Consider the following 18,681-nt stretch of genomic DNA (forward strand, 5'->3'; position numbering starts at 1 on the left):
GCCACCGGACGGCCTTATGGCTCCCCGAGGTGCGGTTTACTTGTGCAAACCCGTCCGTCGGCGGTTACTGAAGACCACTGCTGCACCCAGAAGGGTCATCAGCAAGGCTCCACCCCACAGCGCCATGGTGTTGGCACCCGTGCTGGCAAGGTCGCCGTTGGTCGCTGGGCTACTGGCCGGGTTGCTGCTGGCGGCCACAACCGTGAAGTTTGCCTCGACGGAGCGCTTGGACGTTTCCCCTGTCAGAGTCACAGTGTGCTTGCCGGCGGCAAAGTTGGCTGGCACCTTCCAGGTGAACGCCACGTTGCCGTCTTTGTCGGCCAGGCCCACGCCCAGGTCAACAGGCTCGCTGTGAACCGTTCCACGGACATTTTCCCCGGGCTGGAATCCGAATCCGGTGAAGGTCAGCGTCTGCCCCTGCTGGATCTCCTTGGACGACACCGCTGCACTTGCCGTCGTGCTGGCAGCCGGTTCTGTGATGGTCGACGTAGGTGCAACCGTCGCGTCTACCGTGGGTTCAACGGTGGGCTCCACTGAGGGCGTTGCCGTCGGATCGGTCGTCGGCGGCACAGTCGGATCCGTCGTTGGCGGAACAGTCGGGTCAGTCGTCGGGCCCGTCGTTGGCGGCACAGTCGGGTCAGTCGTCGGGCCCGTCGTCGGCGGCACAGTCGGGCCATTCGTCGGCGGCACAGTCGGGCCAGTCGTCGGGCCCGTCGTCGGGCCCGTCGTTGGCGGAACAGTCGGGTCAGTCGTCGGCGGCACCGTCGTCGGCGGCACAGTCGGATCTGTCGTCGGCGGCACAGTCGGCACCACGCCAGGAACCGCTGCATCGACAGTTAGCTCTGCCAAGGTGGTCCACGGCTGGCCGGCCTGCTCGGAAAGCGCCTTGACCGTCAGGAACTGTCCTGTGGCTGGAGCATCCAGCACCACTGTCTGCCATCCCTGCTCGTTCGCCAAATTACCTGCAGCAATCTTGGTACCAAGTTCGGCCTTGCTCTTGCTGAGGTAAAGCTCGTAGCCCTTGATGCGGCCATTGATGGCACCTGAGGACGAGCCCTGTCGCGGCAGCAGGTTGACGGCGCAGAGGTTCAGTTCCTTGCCCAGGTCCACCTGAATGGTGTGTGGCATGGGAACGTTGGCAGGGGTCCACGGAGTTCCCCAGAACGTATCGGGGTTACCATCAAGGGCGTTTGATCCGGGCGTGACTTCACCCTGGCCATTATTGAAGCTGTCCACGACAGCGGCAACCGGGCGGACCGGGGTTACGGAGCAAGTCAGCAGTCCTGAGGCAGTGGAGTTGCTGACCAAAGATTCAGCCCCGGCGGTGTAGGTGGTCGCGGCGGAAATCGTGAAGTCCCCGAAGCTAGCAGTGCTGGCTGGTGTCACCGTGAATGTTGCGGTCTTGTTGGTGCCCGCAGGCACGGTACCTAGAGTGACCGAAGCCGGGGAAATGGTCCAGCCGGCAGGCGCTTTCGGAGTGACGACTGCACCGGTGATATCGGTGGCCGTGCGGTTGTCAACCACAACCGTGACAGTTGCTGGCGTTCCAGCTACTGCTCGGGCGGGAGCGCTCATGCTCGTAGACACTTCGCCCGCCAGCGTGAAAATGCTGGCCGGGACAATGTCTGGGGCTTGCTGGGTCAGGGCACCGGCTGCGTTGACGCTGAGCGGCAGCTGGGTGATGGCGTTGCGGATCTTGAAGCCACCATTAGTGGGGAGGATTTCCCACTTTTGCAGGTTGTTCACGCGGCGGTCGGTTGTGGTGCAGTCGGACAATGACGGCGCCAAATCCTGCTGCATGGGAGCTTGCAACCACAGCACTCCCCCGGCCATGGCCAGACACTTGCCGTTGCTGGCCGTGAGCTTGTAGTAGTGGTCGCTGGTGGCTGCCAGCGTCCAGGTTTCATTGGCCGCGGCAGAAGCCCCGACGCCCGAGCCGTTGACGTTCACAGATTTGCCTGTTGTTGAGATGGCGTAGCCACCGTCACCTACGGGTGTCCTGTCGTAACTGTTGTAGCCGGGCACACGGCCCAAATTGTTGGTCAGTGTGCTGAACTTGGCGAAATCAGCTGTGGGCTTGGGTCCGCCCCAGGTGGCCTGGGCCAGGAATCGCGTGGTGGCAAATAGCTGCTCTTCCACCATGGATTCGGTGGCCAAGGGCGTGTCATCGGGCCATGCCGACAGCTTGGCGCCAATGACTTTACCCTTGCCGGGGACATCGGTGACGGTTGTGCCGCCGTCGAACGTTTTGGGGGTCCATCCTGAGTTCCACAAGTTGGGCAGGTTGACGTTGTAAGCGCCGGGGCGGCTGAAGTAGAGCGCCTGGGCGGAGTTCTGCACGTCGTGGCCGGCATCGAGCAGGGCCTGGGGCTTGGGGGTGCCGCCGGCGTTGTACCAGTGCTCCACCACAATGTCCTTGTCCAGCGGGATGGTGCTGACCGCCGGGACGCCGTCATTCCAAATGCGCAGCTTCTTGCCGTTGGCCTTGACGTGGGCGTTGACCTTGTTCATGAACCAGATGAAGACGTCGCCGGGGCCCGATCCTACGGGGAAGATTGCAGGGTTGGCCGCCACGAATGCCGCGAACTGCGGGTAGTTGGCGTAGCTGTCGCCCATCATGTATTCGTCGCCTCCCATGTGCCAGTAGGGCTGATCGGGGAAGGCTGCGGCGTACTCGTCGGCGAGCGTGGTAACCATGGTGAAGGCCTCGGGCTTGCTGATGTCCAGCTGCTCAACCTTCTTGTTGCCGGACTTGTTGACCAGCTGAAGCTCGGGGTAGTCGTAGAGCCACGGGCGCATGTGACCGGGAGAGTTCACTTCCAGGACCAGCTCAATGTGGTATTTTTTGGCCCACGCCGTGATCTGGGCGGCCTCGGCTTTGGTGTAGTAGGCCCAGAAGTTCGCCTTGGGGTAGGCATCGGACTTGAGCTTGGTTTCCAGCCACAACTGGTTGAGCTTGTTGTAGGCCATGTCCTTCATGGTGCGCTCCAGCGACTCCATGGAGATGGTGACCTGGCAGGCGCATAGGCCAACGCCGCGCTCTTGGTACTGCGGGACGTCGATAGAGCTGCCCTTGTTGATTCTGTTGCCCTGGGTCAGCAGCTGCAGGATGGTCTGGGTGCCATAGAAGGCCCCAGCAGCCGTGGCACCGGTGACCTTGACGGTGTCGCCAACGGCGAGCTCGTAGCCTTCCTTGCCAAGTGCGGCGCTGCGCGAGGGATCGACGGCGACCTCAACGTCGCCGGCGATGGCACCGTTTGCCGCTGTTGCCACGGTGCGGGCAAGAACGACTGAAAGCTGTTGTGCGAGATCGCCCGTCAACGTGGTGTCGGCGCCGATGACCTTGGCGCCTGCCGCCAAGGTGAACTCGCCGGTACTGGCGGTCCAGGTGGACAATCCGGGAATGCTCTGCGGAGCGCCGTTGGGCGTCAGCGGAACAGCGCCTGACGGTGCTGCGGCTGCCAGTACGGCAGGCGCGAGTGCCGGCTTAATGTCAGCATTGGCGCCGGGCAGGGCGATGGCTGCGGAGGCCAGGGTCAATGCGGCCGCGGTTAGTGCGGCAACGACCGCTCTGCGACCAGTACGATGGCGAATTTTCATAGCTCCCCGTGAAGGCTGGAATTGTCATTTGGACTCGAGTCACCGAAGTTGCATCCGCCCGTCGGAATAGTGATGGACAACACAAATTCGGGGTCTTGTGACATATGTTACGGGTATCATCCCGTAACCGGCCATATGTTACCGATCTCATTTTTGGGCGTCCAGGCACTATGATCCGTTGACTTACCTGGCTTGGGGCACCTCAATGTATGCAAATAGAGCGCTTTTAGCGCACAAAAAGGGACACAAAAGCCCCGCCGTCAGCGGGGCTTTTGTGTCCTCGTTTTCACTACCAAGGCTGCGACTCAGGGGCCGTTTTTGTGCCCCTGAACCACGTCCCGAGGCAACGAATGCTACTTTTTGGCTGCGGCCTTCTTCGCGGGGGCCTTGGCCGCCGGCTTCTTGGCTGCTGGCTTCTTCGCTGCAGTCTTCGTGGTCCGCTTGACCGGGCCGCGGGCGCGCTTGTCCGCCAAGAGTTCGATGGCGCTCTCTCGGGTCAGATCCTCAATATCAGTCCCCCGCGGCACCGTAATATTGGTGATTCCGTCCGTGATGTACGGACCGAAACGGCCTTCCTTGACCACGATCTTCTTCTCCGAAACGGGGTCGTCACCAAACTCCGCCAGGGGCGCCACGGCGGCACGTGCACCGCGCTGCTTAGGCTGGGAGTAGATCTCCAGCGCCTGCTCCAGCGTGATCGTGAAGATTTCCTCTTCCGTTCCAATGGACCGGGAATCAGAGTCCTTTTTCAGGTATGGACCAAAGCGGCCGTTCTGCACCGTGATCTCGTTACCTTCAGCATCCGCGCCCAAGACGCGCGGCAGGCTCATGATGGCCAGCGCCTCATCCAGGGTCACCGTATCCACTGTCATGGTCTTGAAGATGGACCCCGTGCGAGGCTTGGCCTTGACGGGCTTCTTCGGCGGCTTCGGCTTGCCGTTCTTGTAGTACTCAACGGGCTGGTTGGCGATTTCTTCAGCCGTCATCTCCGGAATAACTTCGGTGACATACGGGCCGTAGCGACCGTTCTTGGCCACCACGGTGTGCCCCGACTCTGGATCAACGCCGAGAACTCGTTCCTCCGGCGCTGCTGTCTCCATGAGCTCCTGAGCCTTGGCAGGCGTCAGCTCATCCGGAGCCAGATCCTCGGGAACATTGGCGCGGGCTGCTTCAATGATCTCCCCGGTCTTGGCGTCCAATGTGGGGACAGTGCTTTCCAGGTACGGACCAAACTTGCCCACGCGCAGGACCAGCGTGTCGGTGATGGGCATCGAGTTGATGTCTCGAGCGTCAATCTCGCCAAGGTTGTTCACAATGGCTTGCAAGCCCTTGTTGTCAACGTCGCCAAAGTAGAAGTGCTTGAGCCAGTCGGAACCTTGCTCCTGGCCGTTGGCGATCCTATCCAGGCCCTTTTCCATGCCGGCGGTGAATTCGTAGTCCACGTAATCGGTGAAATGCAGTTCCAGCAGGCGCACCACGGAGAACGCAATCCAGCTCGGCACCAGAGCTGAGCCCTGCTTGCTGACGTAACCGCGGTCCATGATGGTGGACAGGGTGGAGGCGTAGGTGGACGGGCGGCCAATACCGCGCTCTTCCATTTCCTTCGTCAACGAGGCTTCTGTAAAACGCGGCGGCGGCGAAGTGTCGTGGCCGTTGGCCTGAACTTCAGCAGCGGTCAGAGAGTCATTTTCCTTGACGTTGGGCAGGCGGCGATCCGAATCGTCGGAGTCGTTGCGTGACTCGTCACGGCCTTCTTCATAAGCGGCCAAGAAGCCGCGGAAGGTGATGACAGTACCGGAGGCTGAGAATTCAGCGTCCTGGCCGTCAGCAACGCCGCCGATAGCCTTGGCGCCTAACTTGATGGTCGCCGTCGAGCCCTTGGCATCTGCCATCTGGGAGGCGACAGTGCGCTTCCAGATCAGTTCGTAGAGTTTGAATTCGTCCTTACCCAAGGCGCTGGCCACCTGTGCCGGGGTGCGGAAGGAGTCACCTGCGGGACGGATGGCCTCGTGGGCTTCCTGCGCATTGGCTGCTTTGCTGGCGTAGACGCGCTTGCTGGCCGGCACAAATTCGGGGCCGTACAGCTCCGAGGCCTGGCGGCGGGCGGCATTGACGGCTTCATCGCTCAAGGAGGATGAATCGGTACGCATATAGGTGATGTAACCGTTTTCATACAGGCGCTGGGCGGTCTGCATGGTGGATTTGGAGGAGAAGCGCAGCTTGCGGCCAGCCTCCTGCTGCAGGGTCGACGTCGTAAACGGCGCGGCCGGGCGGCGGGTGTACGGCTTGTGCTCCACTGAGCGGACGGCAAAGCTGACGTCCTGGAGGGCTGTGGCGAGAGCCTTGGCGGCCACTTCATCCAGGTGGGCAACGTTCTTGCCGGTCAGCTCGCCCTGATCGTTGAAGTCGCGACCAGACGCCACGCGCTTGCCGTCAACGGCGGCAAGTTTGGCACTGAAGGACTCACCGGTTTCCGGCGTGAAGGTGCCCGCCAGGTCCCAGTAGTTGGCCGAACGGAACGCCATCCGCTCACGCTCACGCTCCACCACCATGCGCGTCACCACGGACTGCACGCGGCCAGCCGACAGCTTGGGCGCAACCTTGCGCCACAGCACCGGTGAGAGCTCGTAACCGAACAGGCGATCCACCACGCGGCGGGTTTCCTGCGCATCTACCAGATCGGTATCCAGTTCACGCAAGTTACCCAAAGCGCGCTGCAGGGACTCCTTGGTGATTTCAGCAAACGTCATGCGGTACACAGGTACCTTGGGCTTGAGCACCTCGAGCAGGTGCCACGCGATGGCTTCGCCTTCGCGATCCCCATCAGTTGCGAGATAAAGTTCGTCGGCATCTTTGAGCTGTGCCTTGAGCTCCGCCACCTTTTTCTTCTTGTCGGAAGAGACCACGTAATACGGCTTGAAATTGTTCTCAAGATCGACAGCGAACTTACCGATCGAGGACTTCTTCAGCTCCGCAGGCAGCTCGGAAGGCTGCGGCAGGTCACGGATGTGCCCAATGGAGGCTTCGACAACGAAACCCTCGCCGAGGTACTTGGCGATGGTCTTGCTTTTGGCAGGGGACTCGACAATCACGAGCTTTTTGCCGGTCTTGGGCTTGCTAGCTGCCTTGGTGGGCACGGTACTCCTACAGGGAATGAAAGGTGGACGAACGGCGTCCCCAAGAGCCTAGTTCACCATATTTTTACCGCGAAAGCGTATTGCTTGGGAAACGGAGTGTGGAAAACCGTCAGTTTTAAAGGCTCTTCGTGGCCAAGCTCATTCATTTTCGCAGGCATGTGAAGTTCGACGGCGCTTAGCTGGCACTACCGCTGGGGCCCGTCATTCGGCGGGAACCAAGAACCCGTCGCGCACCAGATTACGCACTTCGAGGGCAAGGGCTTCAGCGAACTCTGAATCGTCCCTTTCTAGCAACACTGCCAAGGCGCCGATGATTTGCCCGGCCGTCAGCTCGCCGTCGCACGCGGAAACAAAACCAGCCAACTCGGTACTCAAAAGGTTGGTGCGCCGTAGCCCAGCACCTTGGCGCAACAAGATCACTCCGGGGTGTTCAGCCCCAGGACTCTGGTGGCGTTCCTCGGTGACATCGGAGGCCACCAGCAGGTACTCGAAAGTAAGATCATGGTGTTTTTTGAGCCAGAGCCCTCGGTCAACCGTGCTCGCCAGATGCGGGCCCACGGGCTGTTCAATCGGGTAGAGGATCTCCTCAAAGCGGGGAGCATCGGCGCTTTCACCGTCTGCCGGGCGACGCAGGAAGATGTACCCGAAACCAATTCCAACCACGTTTCGTGAGGCAAAGTCCAGTAGATACTCCTCATAGGCGTTGGCATAGGCGGCGGAATCCCTTCCCTGCGAAGCGTCCTGCAGCCACGTCTCGGCATAACCACCAGGAGACACCTGCTCGCGTTGAATGAACCACGCTTCGATCTCCGCATCCAGCCACTGCGCGGGGCGAGCATGCCATTGCTCCGCCGTGCGGGCGCCTTCCGCTTCTGCGCGGTTGACCTCCCAGTTCCCGAGCATTTGCGCAGTGCCACCCGGTTGCAGCACATCCGGCAAGCCGCGGACCAGTGATTCCACAATGGCGTCGCCAGCCATGCCACCGTCACGATAGGTGAACTGCTCGCTACTCTGTTCACCGCGGTGCCGGGGCGTGATGACGAATGGCGGGTTGGAGACCACGAGGTCGAACCGCTCCCCCGCAACCGGCTCGAGCAAGCTCCCTAGGCGGAGCGATACTCGGGCGTCCTGATTGGCCGGGTCAAAATCAGCAGCCTCAAGGTTTAGTGCCGGAGCGTTGAGGAGCAGATTGAAGCGGGTGAAGGCCAAAGCGCGTTCTGAAATGTCAGTGGCCACCACACGCTCGGCATGGTGCAACAGATGGAAAAGCTGGATGCCGCAGCCGGTGCCAAGGTCCAACGCTTTGTGGACCTGCCTGCGGATGGTGCCTTGAGCCAGAGTCAGCGAAGCTTGGCCAATGCCCAGAACGTGATCCTTGCGCAGGACGCCGGGGCGCTGGTGCGCGCCGAGATCGCTGGCCACCCACAAATTGGTGTCTTGGCCGCCCTCCTCAGTTGCGGCCCAGCCGTAGGGACGGAGGTCGACGGCCGCACGCACCATGCCGGGCTGTTCCACCTCTTCGATGACGCCCAGTTCCAAGAGTTTCTCGATGCCGGCTGTGGGCAGTGCCGCGGCCAGCGATTCCTCGTGGATCGGCTGTGAGAGCAACCACAGCTTCACCACGATGGCCAGTGGATCTGTAGTGCCGCGCAGCAGCAATGCGGCAGGGACCATTTGGTCACGGTCCAGCGCTCGGTTGGCGTCGTCCCCCAGGAGCTCCGCCACGCCGTCAACCGTGTAGTTGATGGCAATCAGATCAGTGGCCAGAGCTGCAAGAAGTCCTGGGTTGTCACTGCGTGGGGCGTGAGGAACGGTGGCGAAATCAGTCATGCCTCAAGCCTAACGATTTCCGGACGGCCCGCCTGCCGGGCCCACGCACCCGAGCAAAGGGACAGCAAGCTCCGGCTCCCGGAGCGGGGATGGATTTCGAAGGCCGTCCGCGGCCGAGGAAATCTTACTGCCCGCGAGGGAGTCGGAACTTGTGGTACCTAGTCTCGACAGGCGGAGTCAGTCGGTGCAGCCCTGCGGGCATTGCAGCGTTTCCGGCGCGCTGGCACACTCTTCGCAATAGAGATTTAGGTTGCGGCAGCTGGGGTTGGAGCAATTTTCAAATTTGTTGCTTGGGTTGCTGCAGCGAATGCAGTGGCCAATCTCCTTGGCCTCGTCGCTGAATTCCATGTGCATGCGCTTGTCGAACACGTACAGCGAGCCTTCCCACAGGCCCTTATCTTTGAAGGTCTCTCCGTAGCGGACGATCCCGCCGTCCATTTGGTAGACCTCTTTAAAACCGCGGTTGACCATGAGGGAGCTGAGAACTTCACAACGGATGCCGCCGGTGCAGTAGGTGACGACGGGCTTGTCCTTGAGGTCGTCGTACTTGCCGGAGTCCAGTTCCTTAATGAAGTCGTGAGTGGTGTCGACGTCTGGGACGATGGCGTTCTTGAACTTGCCGATCTGCGCCTCGAAGGCATTACGACCGTCAAAGAACACTACTTCTTCGCCATTGGATTCCTTCTTGGCAACAAGTTCGTGGAGTTCTTCGGGTTTGAGATGCGTACCGCCGCCCACCACACCGTTTTCATCAACTTGGAGCTCACCGGGGGCACCAAAACTGACGATCTCATCCCGGGCCTTGACGCTCAGGCGGGGGAAATCGTCTCCGGTACCATCGGACCATTTGATGTCCATGTCTTTGAAACCGGGGTATTCACGCGTGGTCTTCAGGTATTGCTTGAGATCCTTGATGTCACCGCCAACGGTGGCATTAATGCCGTCTTTGGAGATGATGATGCGCCCCTTCAGGCTGAGCTTTTCGCACAGGGCACGCTGCCAGAGCTTGATCGCTTCCGGATCGCTGAGAGGGGTGAAGCCATAAAAGAGCACAATTTTGTTCATCGACACGGTTTAAAGCCTACTTTGTGCCACCAAATGTCGACATGACGGCTTCCACAAGCACTCCGCTGGCATAGGCTGAGGATATGACGCTTGCTTCCACAGAGCTAGCTGGCCAGACAGCTGCATGGTTTGCCGGTTGGACTGCGCTACGAAGCTACCCAAGCCGCTCCGGACCAGGGTATCTGGCAGCCCTGCGCCTCGATCGTAGTGGCGGCTGGGAGTATTTCACCACCGTTCCCTCACCATCGACTTTTGCTGATGTGGCCGCCGAAGTGAACGCTTCACCGCAGCGTGCCTTGTGTGTTCTGGGACCCGATGTGCACCGGTATGTGAAGATGGCCCACCAATCAGGGATGGGAATGCTGTCCGCCTCTGAACAGCTCATGATCTGCCATTTGGAAACCCAAGATAATCAAGACCCTTTCCTCGGTGACCCCGAGCTGTCGCTGGTTGTAAAAGCAATGGGCGGCAAGCACAGTGCGTCAGCCTGCCAGGCGCGGATCTCCGTATCCATCATGCGAGGGAATACCGTTCTTGCCACGGGAAAAGTGGGCGTCTACGGCGACTATGCCATCTTTGATCAAATTGAAACCCACGCCCAGCACCGCCGGCGCGGCTATGGGCTGCTGCTCATGAAAGCTCTGACAGCCAGAGCTATGGCGTACCCGGTGACCACCGGCCTACTACTGGCCAGCACTGACGGTCAACGGCTGTACTTCAAGCTCGGTTGGCGCAGTATCAGCACCGTCACGGTTTTGGTACCCAGATCCCGCCTTGAGGAGCTGGCCCGAGGTCACTGAACAAGACACTTCGAGCCCATTGAGCGCCATTGTGCGGGCCAACATTGCCCCTCCCGAGGATTCCTGTGCAAGAGCGCAGTGGCACAATGATGTGGTGTCCACCAACAATTCCCTGATCCAGCTGCTTGGCGGGGGAAACGCCCCTGCCCAGCTGCAGCATGTCCGTCGAATTCCGGCGCGACAGGCCGTGCACCTTCCCTGGCCGGATTGGGTTCATCCCGACATTGTCAGTGCTTATTCGTTTCTAGGCGTTGACCAACCGTGGCGACACCAGGTGGAGGGTGCCACGGCAGCTCACAATGGCCAGCACACCATCATTGCCACCGGTACCGCATCAGGAAAATCGCTGGCTTACCAATTGCCTGCCCTCGACGCGGTCCATCGCGCCGCCTTGCGCGTGGCGGAAAATCCCGGCCTGCTGGAGGTCGATGGTGCCGTGACGCTGTACCTCTCCCCCACAAAGGCACTGGCCGCTGACCAGCTGGCCGCTCTAAATTCGTTGAAGCTGCCCACCTTGCGGGCAGCAACCTACGACGGCGACACAGCCCCTGCAGATCGACGCTGGATTCGTGATCACAGCAACTTCATCCTGTGCAACCCGGACATGCTGCACTTTGGGGTCCTGCCCAACCACACGTGGTGGGCCCGCTTCTTCAGACGGTTGAAGTACGTGGTCATTGATGAGGCACACAGTTACCGGGGGGTCTTCGGTTCTCATGTGGCGGTTTTACTGCGACGTCTGAGGCGGATCTGCGCCCACTATGGGACCAACCCGGTTTTTATCGGCGCATCAGCCACGTCCTCCGATCCTGGCGTCTCATTTGCACGATTGATCGGGGCTCCTGTCACCACTGTCACGGAAGACAGTTCTCCACACGGCGCCACCACCGTCGCGTTGTGGGAGCCGGAGCTAACGGAGTTTGCCGGTGAGAACGGTGCCAAGACCCGCCGCACCGCCATTGCCGAAACGTCTGATTTGCTAGCCAATTTGGTCTCTGCCCGTGTGCGCACCATTGCCTTCATTAAGTCCCGCCGCGGTGCCGAGACCATCGCCACCGTGACTAAACGGCTTTTGCAAGACGTCGACCCCAGCCTTCCTCCGCGTATAGCCGCCTACCGTTCCGGCTATCTGCCCGAGGAAAGGCGCGAACTAGAAAAAGCCCTCCGCGCCGGAGACTTGTTGGGCGTCTCCAGCACCTCTGCGTTGGAACTGGGGATCGATATTTCGGGGCTGGACGCGGTGCTGGTCGCTGGCTGGCCCGGGACCAAGGCTTCCTTCTTTCAGCAGATCGGCCGGGCAGGGCGTGCCGGGCAGGACGCTCTTGCAGCTTTTGTGGCAAGTGATGATCCGTTGGACACATTCTTAGTTCATCATCCAGAAGCCATCTTTGATAGCGCGCTGGAAGCCACCGTGTTCGACCCTGCCAACCCGTATGTTTTGGGCCCGCACTTGTGCGCAGCTGCGGCCGAACTGCCCATCACTGTTCAGGATCTGGCCATTTTTGACGCCAGCACCCCTGCGTTGCTGGATCAGTTGGTAGCCCAAGGCTATTTGCGACGGCGCCCAGCCGGCTGGTTTTGGACGCATCCGCAAAGTGCCGCGGCCATGGTCAACCTCCGTGATGACGGCGGTGGACCCATCAATATTATCGAGGCAGATACGGGTGCCCTGTTGGGAACCATGGGGTCCCCGCAGTCCCACTACCAAGCTCACACTGGAGCGGTGTATGTCCACCAGGGCACCAGCTACGTGGTCTTGGAACTCAATGAGTCAGAGCACTGCGCTCTAGTCAGGCGCGGCACCCCAGACTTTTACACAACGGCCCGCGACGTCACCCAAATTGAGGTGATTGAATCCAGCAAGCACGAGCTGTGGGGGCCGGTAGAAATGCACTTTGGCCCTGTTCAAGTCCGCACCCAGGTTGTTTCCTTTCAACGCAAGGCCATCATTTCCAATGAGGTCCTTGGCGAGGAACCCCTCGAACTGGAAGCCCGGGACCTCTTCACCAAAGCCGTCTGGTTCACGCTGGACAATGAGACACTCCTGGCCGGCGGGTTGGTGGAGCCACAATTTCCTGGCGCCCTCCATGCTGCCGAACATGCCGCCATTGGCTTGCTACCCCTCGTTGCTTCCAGTGACAGATGGGACGTTGGCGGTGTTTCCACGGCCATCCATGCCGACACCGGACAGCCCACCATCTTCGTTTACGACGGCCATCCTGGTGGCGCCGGTTTCGCAGAGCGGGGCTTCGACATGGCACGGACTTGGTTGCGCGCCACGAAGGAGGCGATTGAGGCGTGCGAATGCCCGTCCGGTTGCCCGTCCTGTATTCAGTCGCCCAAGTGCGGCAACAAGAACAATCCCTTGGATAAGCGCGGTGCCGTGCTGCTGCTGAAGATCTTGCTGGCCCATGCACCGGGCTAATTTCTCTGTTCACTTTTCAACGAGCATGAGCGCAAGCGCTTGGTGTCCAGCAACTTTACGGTTGGGCGTGCCCCCTAGCAGGGAGCACGCTATCCGGCGGCGGCCCAGCTCTGGCCTGACCGTAGGCCGGCCAAGGTAGCGCCGTTTCGATGCTCACTCTCACCTGCACCGAATCGCTCCCAGCAAACACAGCACATTCCACCAGAGTGGCCGAGTTCGCGGCCGCCACGTCCGCAGCGATCTGACACGGATCTCCGGCACTGAGCCCCCTGTGTGCATCCGCGGCTGCGAGCGCAGCCAGATCGGCTGCTGTGGCAGCTCTTCCCGCCGCCACCGCAGCCGTTGCGAGCCCCAGAACCAACACCATCAGCATCAGCATCGCTAGTGCGATCCCGGCGGCCAGCATGGTTCCGGCCCCGCGCTCACCACTGCACGTTGCCATGGTGGGCACCTTTCCAAGCAATGGCGGCCTCTTCGCAATGCCCATTTCGAAGCGGGCATTGGGTAGTCCTGACCCACCGCCACAGAGAAGATTTGCGGACGGGTGCATCACCCACAGCGGGCACAGGGCTGCCTTCGAAGCGCGCTGAAGTCATGTGATGGATCGTTGGATCAGGGGCAGCGGATTCCACCTTTGCCATGGCTTGGGCCGACTGGGTCCACGGCACTAGGGCAGATAGCGCCCCACCGGCCCTGCCTTGAACGGTGACCGTGGCATATCCGCCATCATTGCCCAGAGCTACCGATACTCCGTCCCCCGACACCCGGGCTACGACTTCTGCGACCTGGCTCGGGGAATCTCCCCTCGCCAAGGCACGGGCACCTGCTCTGGCTCCTTCTTCCAAACGCAACTGCAACATGCCAGTGGAGACGGCAAGAAGCAGCAGTGCCAACAGGACCGTGACCGCAGGCAGGACCACGGCGAGTTCAGCAGTGACCGATCCCCGAATTTTTGCTGGACGTGGGCTGCCAGTAGACGCCTGCATTCGGTCCGTGCCATGATCACTCATTCCCTCACCCTCCCCTGCCGATTCGAGGCTTTGTGTTGCTGTCCTCGGACGAACCATCTATTACATGCTCAATGCCGTGCGGATGATGTTCATCAGGAAGCCACGGACTTCATCGCTCTTGAGGATCACCACCAGCAGGCCTGCAAATCCCACAGCTGCCAGCGTTGCAATGGCGTATTCGGCTGTTGCCATGCCTGCTTCCAATCCTGTTTGCGGACGCCACCGCCAGACCCGACGGGAGCGGACCGGCTTGTTGCGCACAGGCGCATTTCTGCTGGCTCCGGGAAAGATCTCGGCGATGTTGTCTAATGCGAGCTTGCCCTCCGCACCGCTTGACATGCCCTGCGCAGCATCATTGCTGTTCATCATGACTCCTCATCAATTGGGCTTGGTGTGGCAACGACCCTGTTGGTCCTTGCCCCAGCTTGGCTCTGCCACTCCTTCAACTGCTGGTGGCTCCTAAACAAGCTGTTGAGCCAACTTTTCACCCACACCGATTCCGGCGAAAGGCCGAAAGTGTGTTTAGTGAGCTGAAAGGACTGCTGCACTGCCTGTGGATAAATGAACGGGTGATTCCGGCGCGATTCTTTGGTGAAACTTGATGATTGCTGAAGCTAAAGTGCCGGGACCATGGCGATCACAACAGGAACAATTCCTAGGGCAACGAACGCCGGGAGAGAGCACAGACCCAACGGCAGAACCAACTTCACACCGAGCGCTGCCGCCCGTTTCTCGGCCTGGCGCCCTCCGGCTTTACGGATGTGGGCTGCTTCGGCATAGAGCAGTGGCGCTGCGCCAGCACCGCTCAGGGCCCCAAAACTCAAGGCGGCATGAAGCTGAGCCAGCTCACTATTCCCAGTGTTACCCTGCCAAGCGTCCTGCCAGGAGGCCCCGATTTCCAACGCGGCCGACACCCTGAGCAGAGATTCACGGATGCCACTGCCTGACACCTGTGCCACCACCTGCAGAGCATTGGAGATGGTCAGCCCAGATTCCAGGGCCGTACCCAATAGGTCTAGCAACAGTGGCACTGTCAATACTCCGGTAGCAGTGCCCCCTTGCCGAGGCGAAAGACCCGGCAAGGGGGCACTGCCGCTGACGCTGCTGGCTGAGCCGGATAATTCTCCTGCGCCATTTCGCGGCCTTGTCCGCAGACCCATACCTGAAACGGTTGAAAGGATAAATACCGCAGCCGCCGCAAGAAACAAGACCGTAGCCGCACCCATGTTTACCGCCTCGTTTTCGCCGTTGTTAGGGGCCACCGTCGCTGCGCCCCAGGATTCCTGGACGCACGGCCGCCGGCGGGATGGGCGGCATGGGAAATCAGAGCTGCGGACCACATTCTGCCCGCCACGGTGAACAAAAGACCGGCGCACAATACTGCCCAGCCCACCGGCGAACCGAACAGCACAGACAACGGGTCCACGCCCATGGCAATACCCAAGCCCAAGCCGATAAAGGGCAGCCAACCCAGCAGGCGCACCGTAGCTCGGGGGCCAGCCAGGGCCGTCTCCCGCAGTGCGACCGCATCAAAGTCGGACTCCATGGTGAGCGCCAATCTGTTCAACACGGCAGCCACGGGAGCCCCACTGGATTCACAGACTTCCAGGCAGGCGGCAATTTCCAGCCACATGTCCTGTTGCCCGGCACTCAAGATGGGGACACGCCGTCGTCCTTGGGGGGAGGGCTGATCAGAGCTGCAGGCAGTGCGAATTGCCTGCGCACTCGACAGGCCCAGAACACTGGCCCGCTGCACAGCAAGCAGCAGGGCCACCGTCGATGTCTGCCCCATCTCCTCCGCGGCACCAGTCGCTCCCACGCGTGCCCGTAATCCCACACTCGCCGTTCTCGGTTCAGACGCCAGGACGTGCGCCAAGATACCCCATACCTCCGGCCCTGTCCGGCCGGCGGCCAGAAGTGAGGACATCTGACGCACCAGACGCGGCAGAGACTCCGATTCCGTCTCGACTCGCCCATTCGACTTTGTGTGCAAGGTCCGGGCCCGCCTGCGCACCGGCCCCTGGTGCAGTGCCGCAGTTGGCGCGAAGAGCAACCAGGCTCCAAGCGTCAGGACCAGCAAGAGAACTACGGCACCACCCATGGTTCTTGCCCTTCCGTAGCAACTCCGAGCCGCCTACGCGCTGGTGCACTAGGCCATACTCCCGTCCCATTACCACCGCCGACTGTCGTGTCAGTCAGGTCCTCCTCCAACCCCAGGCGTTCGGCGAGCAGTGGCCAGGCTGGACCGCGCAGCAACCTGGCTGCAGCGGGATCGCGGGAACTCTGAGGGACGGCTGCAGAAAAGGAAAGCGCCGGGACCGTCTCCAGCCTGCCGTTACGCAATTCCACCATGGCAATCTCAGACACCACCCGGCAGCCTTGGCGACGCTCCACATGAATCACCGCATCGAGGGCGCTCGCACCCTGCAAAAACACCGCTTCGTGGCTCATTCCTGCGAGCGCACCCAAAGCTGCCAGCCTGGCGGGGACATCGTGGGCCCCATTGGCGTGAATGGTTCCTCCTCCCCCGCTATGACCGGTATTCAGGGCCATGAGGAGTTCGCGCACTTCTCTGCCTCTGCACTCACCGACAATGAGCCTTCCGGGGTTCATACGCATGGCCTGGCGGACCAGTTCCGCCAAATCCACGGTGCCGGCGCCCTCAGCGTTTTCGTGTCTGGCCTCCATGGTGACTACATGCGGGTGCGGAGGTTCAAGTTCCGCGGCATCTTCGATCAGTACCAGCCGCTCTGTTGGTTCACACAGCCCCAGCAACGCTGACAGCAGTGTGGTTTTTCCCGCTCCCGTGGCACCGCTGATGAGGAAGTTCAGACGCAGTTCCATCACCTTCACCAAGACCTGGGCCAGGGTTAGGGGTATGTCTCCGGCTGCCACCATTTGGGCCAGAGTCAAGGCACTCTTCTTCTTGGTACGGATGGACAACAGAGTGCCCGCCGCTGAAATGGGCGGCAACACGGCATGCACACGGTAACCGCCGGAAATCTTGACATCAACGCAAGGACTTCCTTCATCGAGCCGGCGTCCGCCACTGGCAATGAGCCGCACGGCCAGGGCCCGCAACTGCCCCTCGGTGGCGAAGGCAACGGATACCCGTTCTGGGCCGGCTCCTCGGTCAACCCACACGGAGTTCGGGGCATTGACAAAGATATCTGTCACGGTGGGATCTGCAGCGAGGCCTTGAAGCGGCCCCAGCCCATTGAGTTCGGCCGCAATCCGGTCCATGGCCACCAATGATCCGGCGGCACCCAGCAGCCTGCCACTTTCACGGACGGCACTCGCCACCTGAAGATCGGTGACGGGGCCAGATTGTGACAAAACCGCTCTTCGAACGGTGTCCAAAAGCTCTGTGTCCAGTAGGCCTGCCTGCATCCGCGCCGTCTCCACCTCTGGCGGAGCGTGCCTGCCTCTAGCTCCCCACGGTGTCATGGCCTGACTCCGGGATGGGCTCCTGAGCCGACTCCGGCACGCACCCTTTGCGCCGTGGCGGATTCCCCTGCCATCCAGTCAAGAACCCCAGCGAGGAGACTACGCACTCGTCGCCTGCGCAGCAGTTCAGGCAGGCGTTGGGCTACCAATGCTTGGTCCACTCCGCGCAACCACGGCAATTCCCCGCTAAAGGCAGTCCCGCAGCCGTTGCCACCATCTCTGCATCGATACCCTCGGCCATCGGCCCGCGAACGACGGCGGCAGATGGCAAAGCAGGCAGCTCAGATCCCAGCTGAAGGGCGGCCGCCACGGCGCGCGCCCTTCCCGGCACAACCACCACCATGCCGTTGCATTGAATGCCAAAGGTACTCAATGCTTCCGGAGTCCGGCCGAGGTCCACCACGACCAGTTCATAAGCTCCTTGAGCAGCACGCATAACTTCATCGACGGCGTCGTGCGTTTGGGCTTGGGCATGCGGAGGCACAGCGGCTCGCCGCCCACGCACAGCGGGAAAACCCATGGGGGCATGCACACCATCGCTCTCAGGGCTGGTGCCCGCTGTTCCAGCTTCCCCCTCACTGGCCCTCCCCTGTTCCCACGACAGTAGGGCCAAAGGCCCCACCTGTGGCAGTGCCGCCGCCAACTGCCCCGGATTGATGGATCCGGAGACCTGCAATAATTCCGGCCAGCGGAGCCCCGGCGCTTCCTGTGCAGACAGCATTACTCCCAAACCTCCACCCCAGCGGTCGCCGTCGACCAGCAATGTTCTTGTACCTCTGGAAGCGGCCTCCGCAGCCACCAGCAAGGACAAAGTGGAGGCGCCGGATCCACCACATCCGCCCACAACACCCAACACGCCGGCGCGTGATGCTGGATTCTGCAGGCACGCCAGATAGTCCGCGAGCCAATGAGCCGAATCCGGCAAGAAGGCAACCCGATCGGCCTCGAGCTTAGCGGCCTGCTGCCAGATACGATCGGCATCGGCTGCAAATCCCACCACGATCACGGGGCCCCGCCACCCAGGCGTCGCAACATCCGGAGCAGCATCAACGAGCACCGCCGCAATGTCCCCGTGGGCCCCGAAATTTTGTTCAAGTTCCTCGCCAATGACCAGCTCGACGGCGGCCGCAGCAGCCACGCGCCCCACCTCACCTTGCAGCTGCGGGGACCGCGAGAGCAGCAGCACTGTGGTGTCCCTGCGCGGTAGCCACGGCTTTTGCGCCGGGTCGGAAGCTTGACCGGTTGCCGGGCCCTGACGTCGTCTCATGCGTCAACTGTGCCCTCACCGACGCTGCCGATAAAGCCCCAGCACGGCAAAAGTGGATACCACCCCCGCCAAGGACGCCTGTGGAGGAATTAGTGCGCCA

Annotated in this window: 13 protein-coding genes; 2 read left to right on the top strand and 11 right to left on the bottom strand. The window is 61.2% G+C overall.

Annotation, left to right across the window (positions count from 1 at the left end; genetic code table 11):
* Window positions 1-36: 36 nt before the first annotated feature.
* From AS189_RS01275 to AS189_RS01290, 4 genes are all read right to left on the bottom strand, one after another.
* Entirely contained in the window at window positions 37-3,600 is a 3,564-nt protein-coding gene (locus tag AS189_RS01275; RefSeq protein WP_062285750.1) for a family 20 glycosylhydrolase, read from the bottom strand.
* A 353-nt stretch (window positions 3,601-3,953) separates the two neighbouring features.
* Window positions 3,954-6,737: a type I DNA topoisomerase gene (gene topA, locus AS189_RS01280; RefSeq protein ID WP_062285752.1), complete on the bottom strand. Its 2,784-nt coding sequence runs from the start codon at window positions 6,735-6,737 to the stop codon at window positions 3,954-3,956.
* A 201-nt stretch (window positions 6,738-6,938) separates the two neighbouring features.
* Complete coding sequence (locus AS189_RS01285; protein WP_062285754.1) at window positions 6,939-8,567, bottom strand: DUF7059 domain-containing protein; 1,629 nt, start codon at window positions 8,565-8,567, stop codon at window positions 6,939-6,941.
* 177 nt (window positions 8,568-8,744) lie between these two features.
* Entirely contained in the window at window positions 8,745-9,638 is an 894-nt protein-coding gene (locus AS189_RS01290; RefSeq protein WP_062285756.1) for a rhodanese-related sulfurtransferase, read from the bottom strand.
* Between the two features lie 77 nt (window positions 9,639-9,715).
* Here AS189_RS01290 and AS189_RS01295 point away from each other — a divergent pair, with 77 nt between their 5' ends.
* Together AS189_RS01295 and AS189_RS01300 are read left to right on the top strand one after the other, a co-directional pair.
* The gene (locus AS189_RS01295; RefSeq protein ID WP_062285759.1) at window positions 9,716-10,432 is read left to right on the top strand and encodes a GNAT family N-acetyltransferase; all 717 of its coding nucleotides are present in this window, start codon (window positions 9,716-9,718) and stop codon (window positions 10,430-10,432) included.
* A gap of 94 nt (window positions 10,433-10,526) precedes the next feature.
* Entirely contained in the window at window positions 10,527-12,857 is a 2,331-nt protein-coding gene (locus tag AS189_RS01300; protein WP_062292715.1) for a DEAD/DEAH box helicase, read from the top strand.
* A gap of 55 nt (window positions 12,858-12,912) precedes the next feature.
* Here the strand turns inward: AS189_RS01300 and AS189_RS01305 are convergent, their stop codons facing one another.
* The 7 genes from AS189_RS01305 to ssd form a co-directional block, all read right to left on the bottom strand.
* Window positions 12,913-13,299, bottom strand: coding sequence for an Rv3654c family TadE-like protein (locus AS189_RS01305; RefSeq protein ID WP_062285760.1), 387 nt, complete (start codon window positions 13,297-13,299; stop codon window positions 12,913-12,915).
* Complete coding sequence (locus AS189_RS20360; RefSeq protein WP_193393503.1) at window positions 13,280-13,867, bottom strand: TadE family type IV pilus minor pilin; 588 nt, start codon at window positions 13,865-13,867, stop codon at window positions 13,280-13,282. Before AS189_RS20360 ends, AS189_RS01305 begins: the two co-directional genes overlap by 20 nt.
* Before the next feature lie 60 nt (window positions 13,868-13,927).
* Complete coding sequence (locus tag AS189_RS01315) at window positions 13,928-14,236, bottom strand: DUF4244 domain-containing protein (protein WP_082633946.1); 309 nt, start codon at window positions 14,234-14,236, stop codon at window positions 13,928-13,930.
* A gap of 245 nt (window positions 14,237-14,481) precedes the next feature.
* Window positions 14,482-14,898 (bottom strand): type II secretion system F family protein, encoded by a 417-nt coding sequence (locus AS189_RS01320; protein ID WP_062285764.1) that lies wholly within the window; start codon window positions 14,896-14,898, stop codon window positions 14,482-14,484.
* A gap of 197 nt (window positions 14,899-15,095) precedes the next feature.
* Complete coding sequence (locus AS189_RS01325; RefSeq protein WP_062285766.1) at window positions 15,096-15,968, bottom strand: type II secretion system F family protein; 873 nt, start codon at window positions 15,966-15,968, stop codon at window positions 15,096-15,098.
* The gene (locus tag AS189_RS01330) at window positions 15,953-17,203 is read right to left on the bottom strand and encodes a TadA family conjugal transfer-associated ATPase (RefSeq protein ID WP_424581004.1); all 1,251 of its coding nucleotides are present in this window, start codon (window positions 17,201-17,203) and stop codon (window positions 15,953-15,955) included. Before AS189_RS01330 ends, AS189_RS01325 begins: the two co-directional genes overlap by 16 nt.
* A 253-nt stretch (window positions 17,204-17,456) precedes the next feature.
* Complete coding sequence (gene ssd, locus AS189_RS01335) at window positions 17,457-18,581, bottom strand: septum site-determining protein Ssd (protein ID WP_082633950.1); 1,125 nt, start codon at window positions 18,579-18,581, stop codon at window positions 17,457-17,459.
* Between the last annotated feature and the right edge of the window lie 100 nt (window positions 18,582-18,681).

This window comes from Arthrobacter alpinus (assembly GCF_001445575.1).
Lineage (GTDB): Bacteria > Actinomycetota > Actinomycetes > Actinomycetales > Micrococcaceae > Specibacter > Specibacter alpinus_C.

Bases quoted from the DNA above. Each gene is read 5' to 3' on its own strand.
- AS189_RS01285 (WP_062285754.1), bottom strand. From the start codon at position 8,567: ATGACTGATTTCGCCACCGTTCCTCACGCCCCACGCAGTGACAACCCA.
- AS189_RS01295 (WP_062285759.1), top strand. From the start codon at position 9,716: ATGACGCTTGCTTCCACAGAGCTAGCTGGCCAGACAGCTGCATGGTTT.
- AS189_RS01275 (WP_062285750.1), bottom strand. From the start codon at position 3,600: ATGAAAATTCGCCATCGTACTGGTCGCAGAGCGGTCGTTGCCGCACTA.
- AS189_RS01315 (WP_082633946.1), bottom strand. From the start codon at position 14,236: ATGATGAACAGCAATGATGCTGCGCAGGGCATGTCAAGCGGTGCGGAG.
- ssd (WP_082633950.1), bottom strand. From the start codon at position 18,581: ATGAGACGACGTCAGGGCCCGGCAACCGGTCAAGCTTCCGACCCGGCG.
- AS189_RS01305 (WP_062285760.1), bottom strand. From the start codon at position 13,299: ATGGCAACGTGCAGTGGTGAGCGCGGGGCCGGAACCATGCTGGCCGCC.
- AS189_RS20360 (WP_193393503.1), bottom strand. From the start codon at position 13,867: ATGAGTGATCATGGCACGGACCGAATGCAGGCGTCTACTGGCAGCCCA.
- AS189_RS01325 (WP_062285766.1), bottom strand. From the start codon at position 15,968: ATGGGTGGTGCCGTAGTTCTCTTGCTGGTCCTGACGCTTGGAGCCTGG.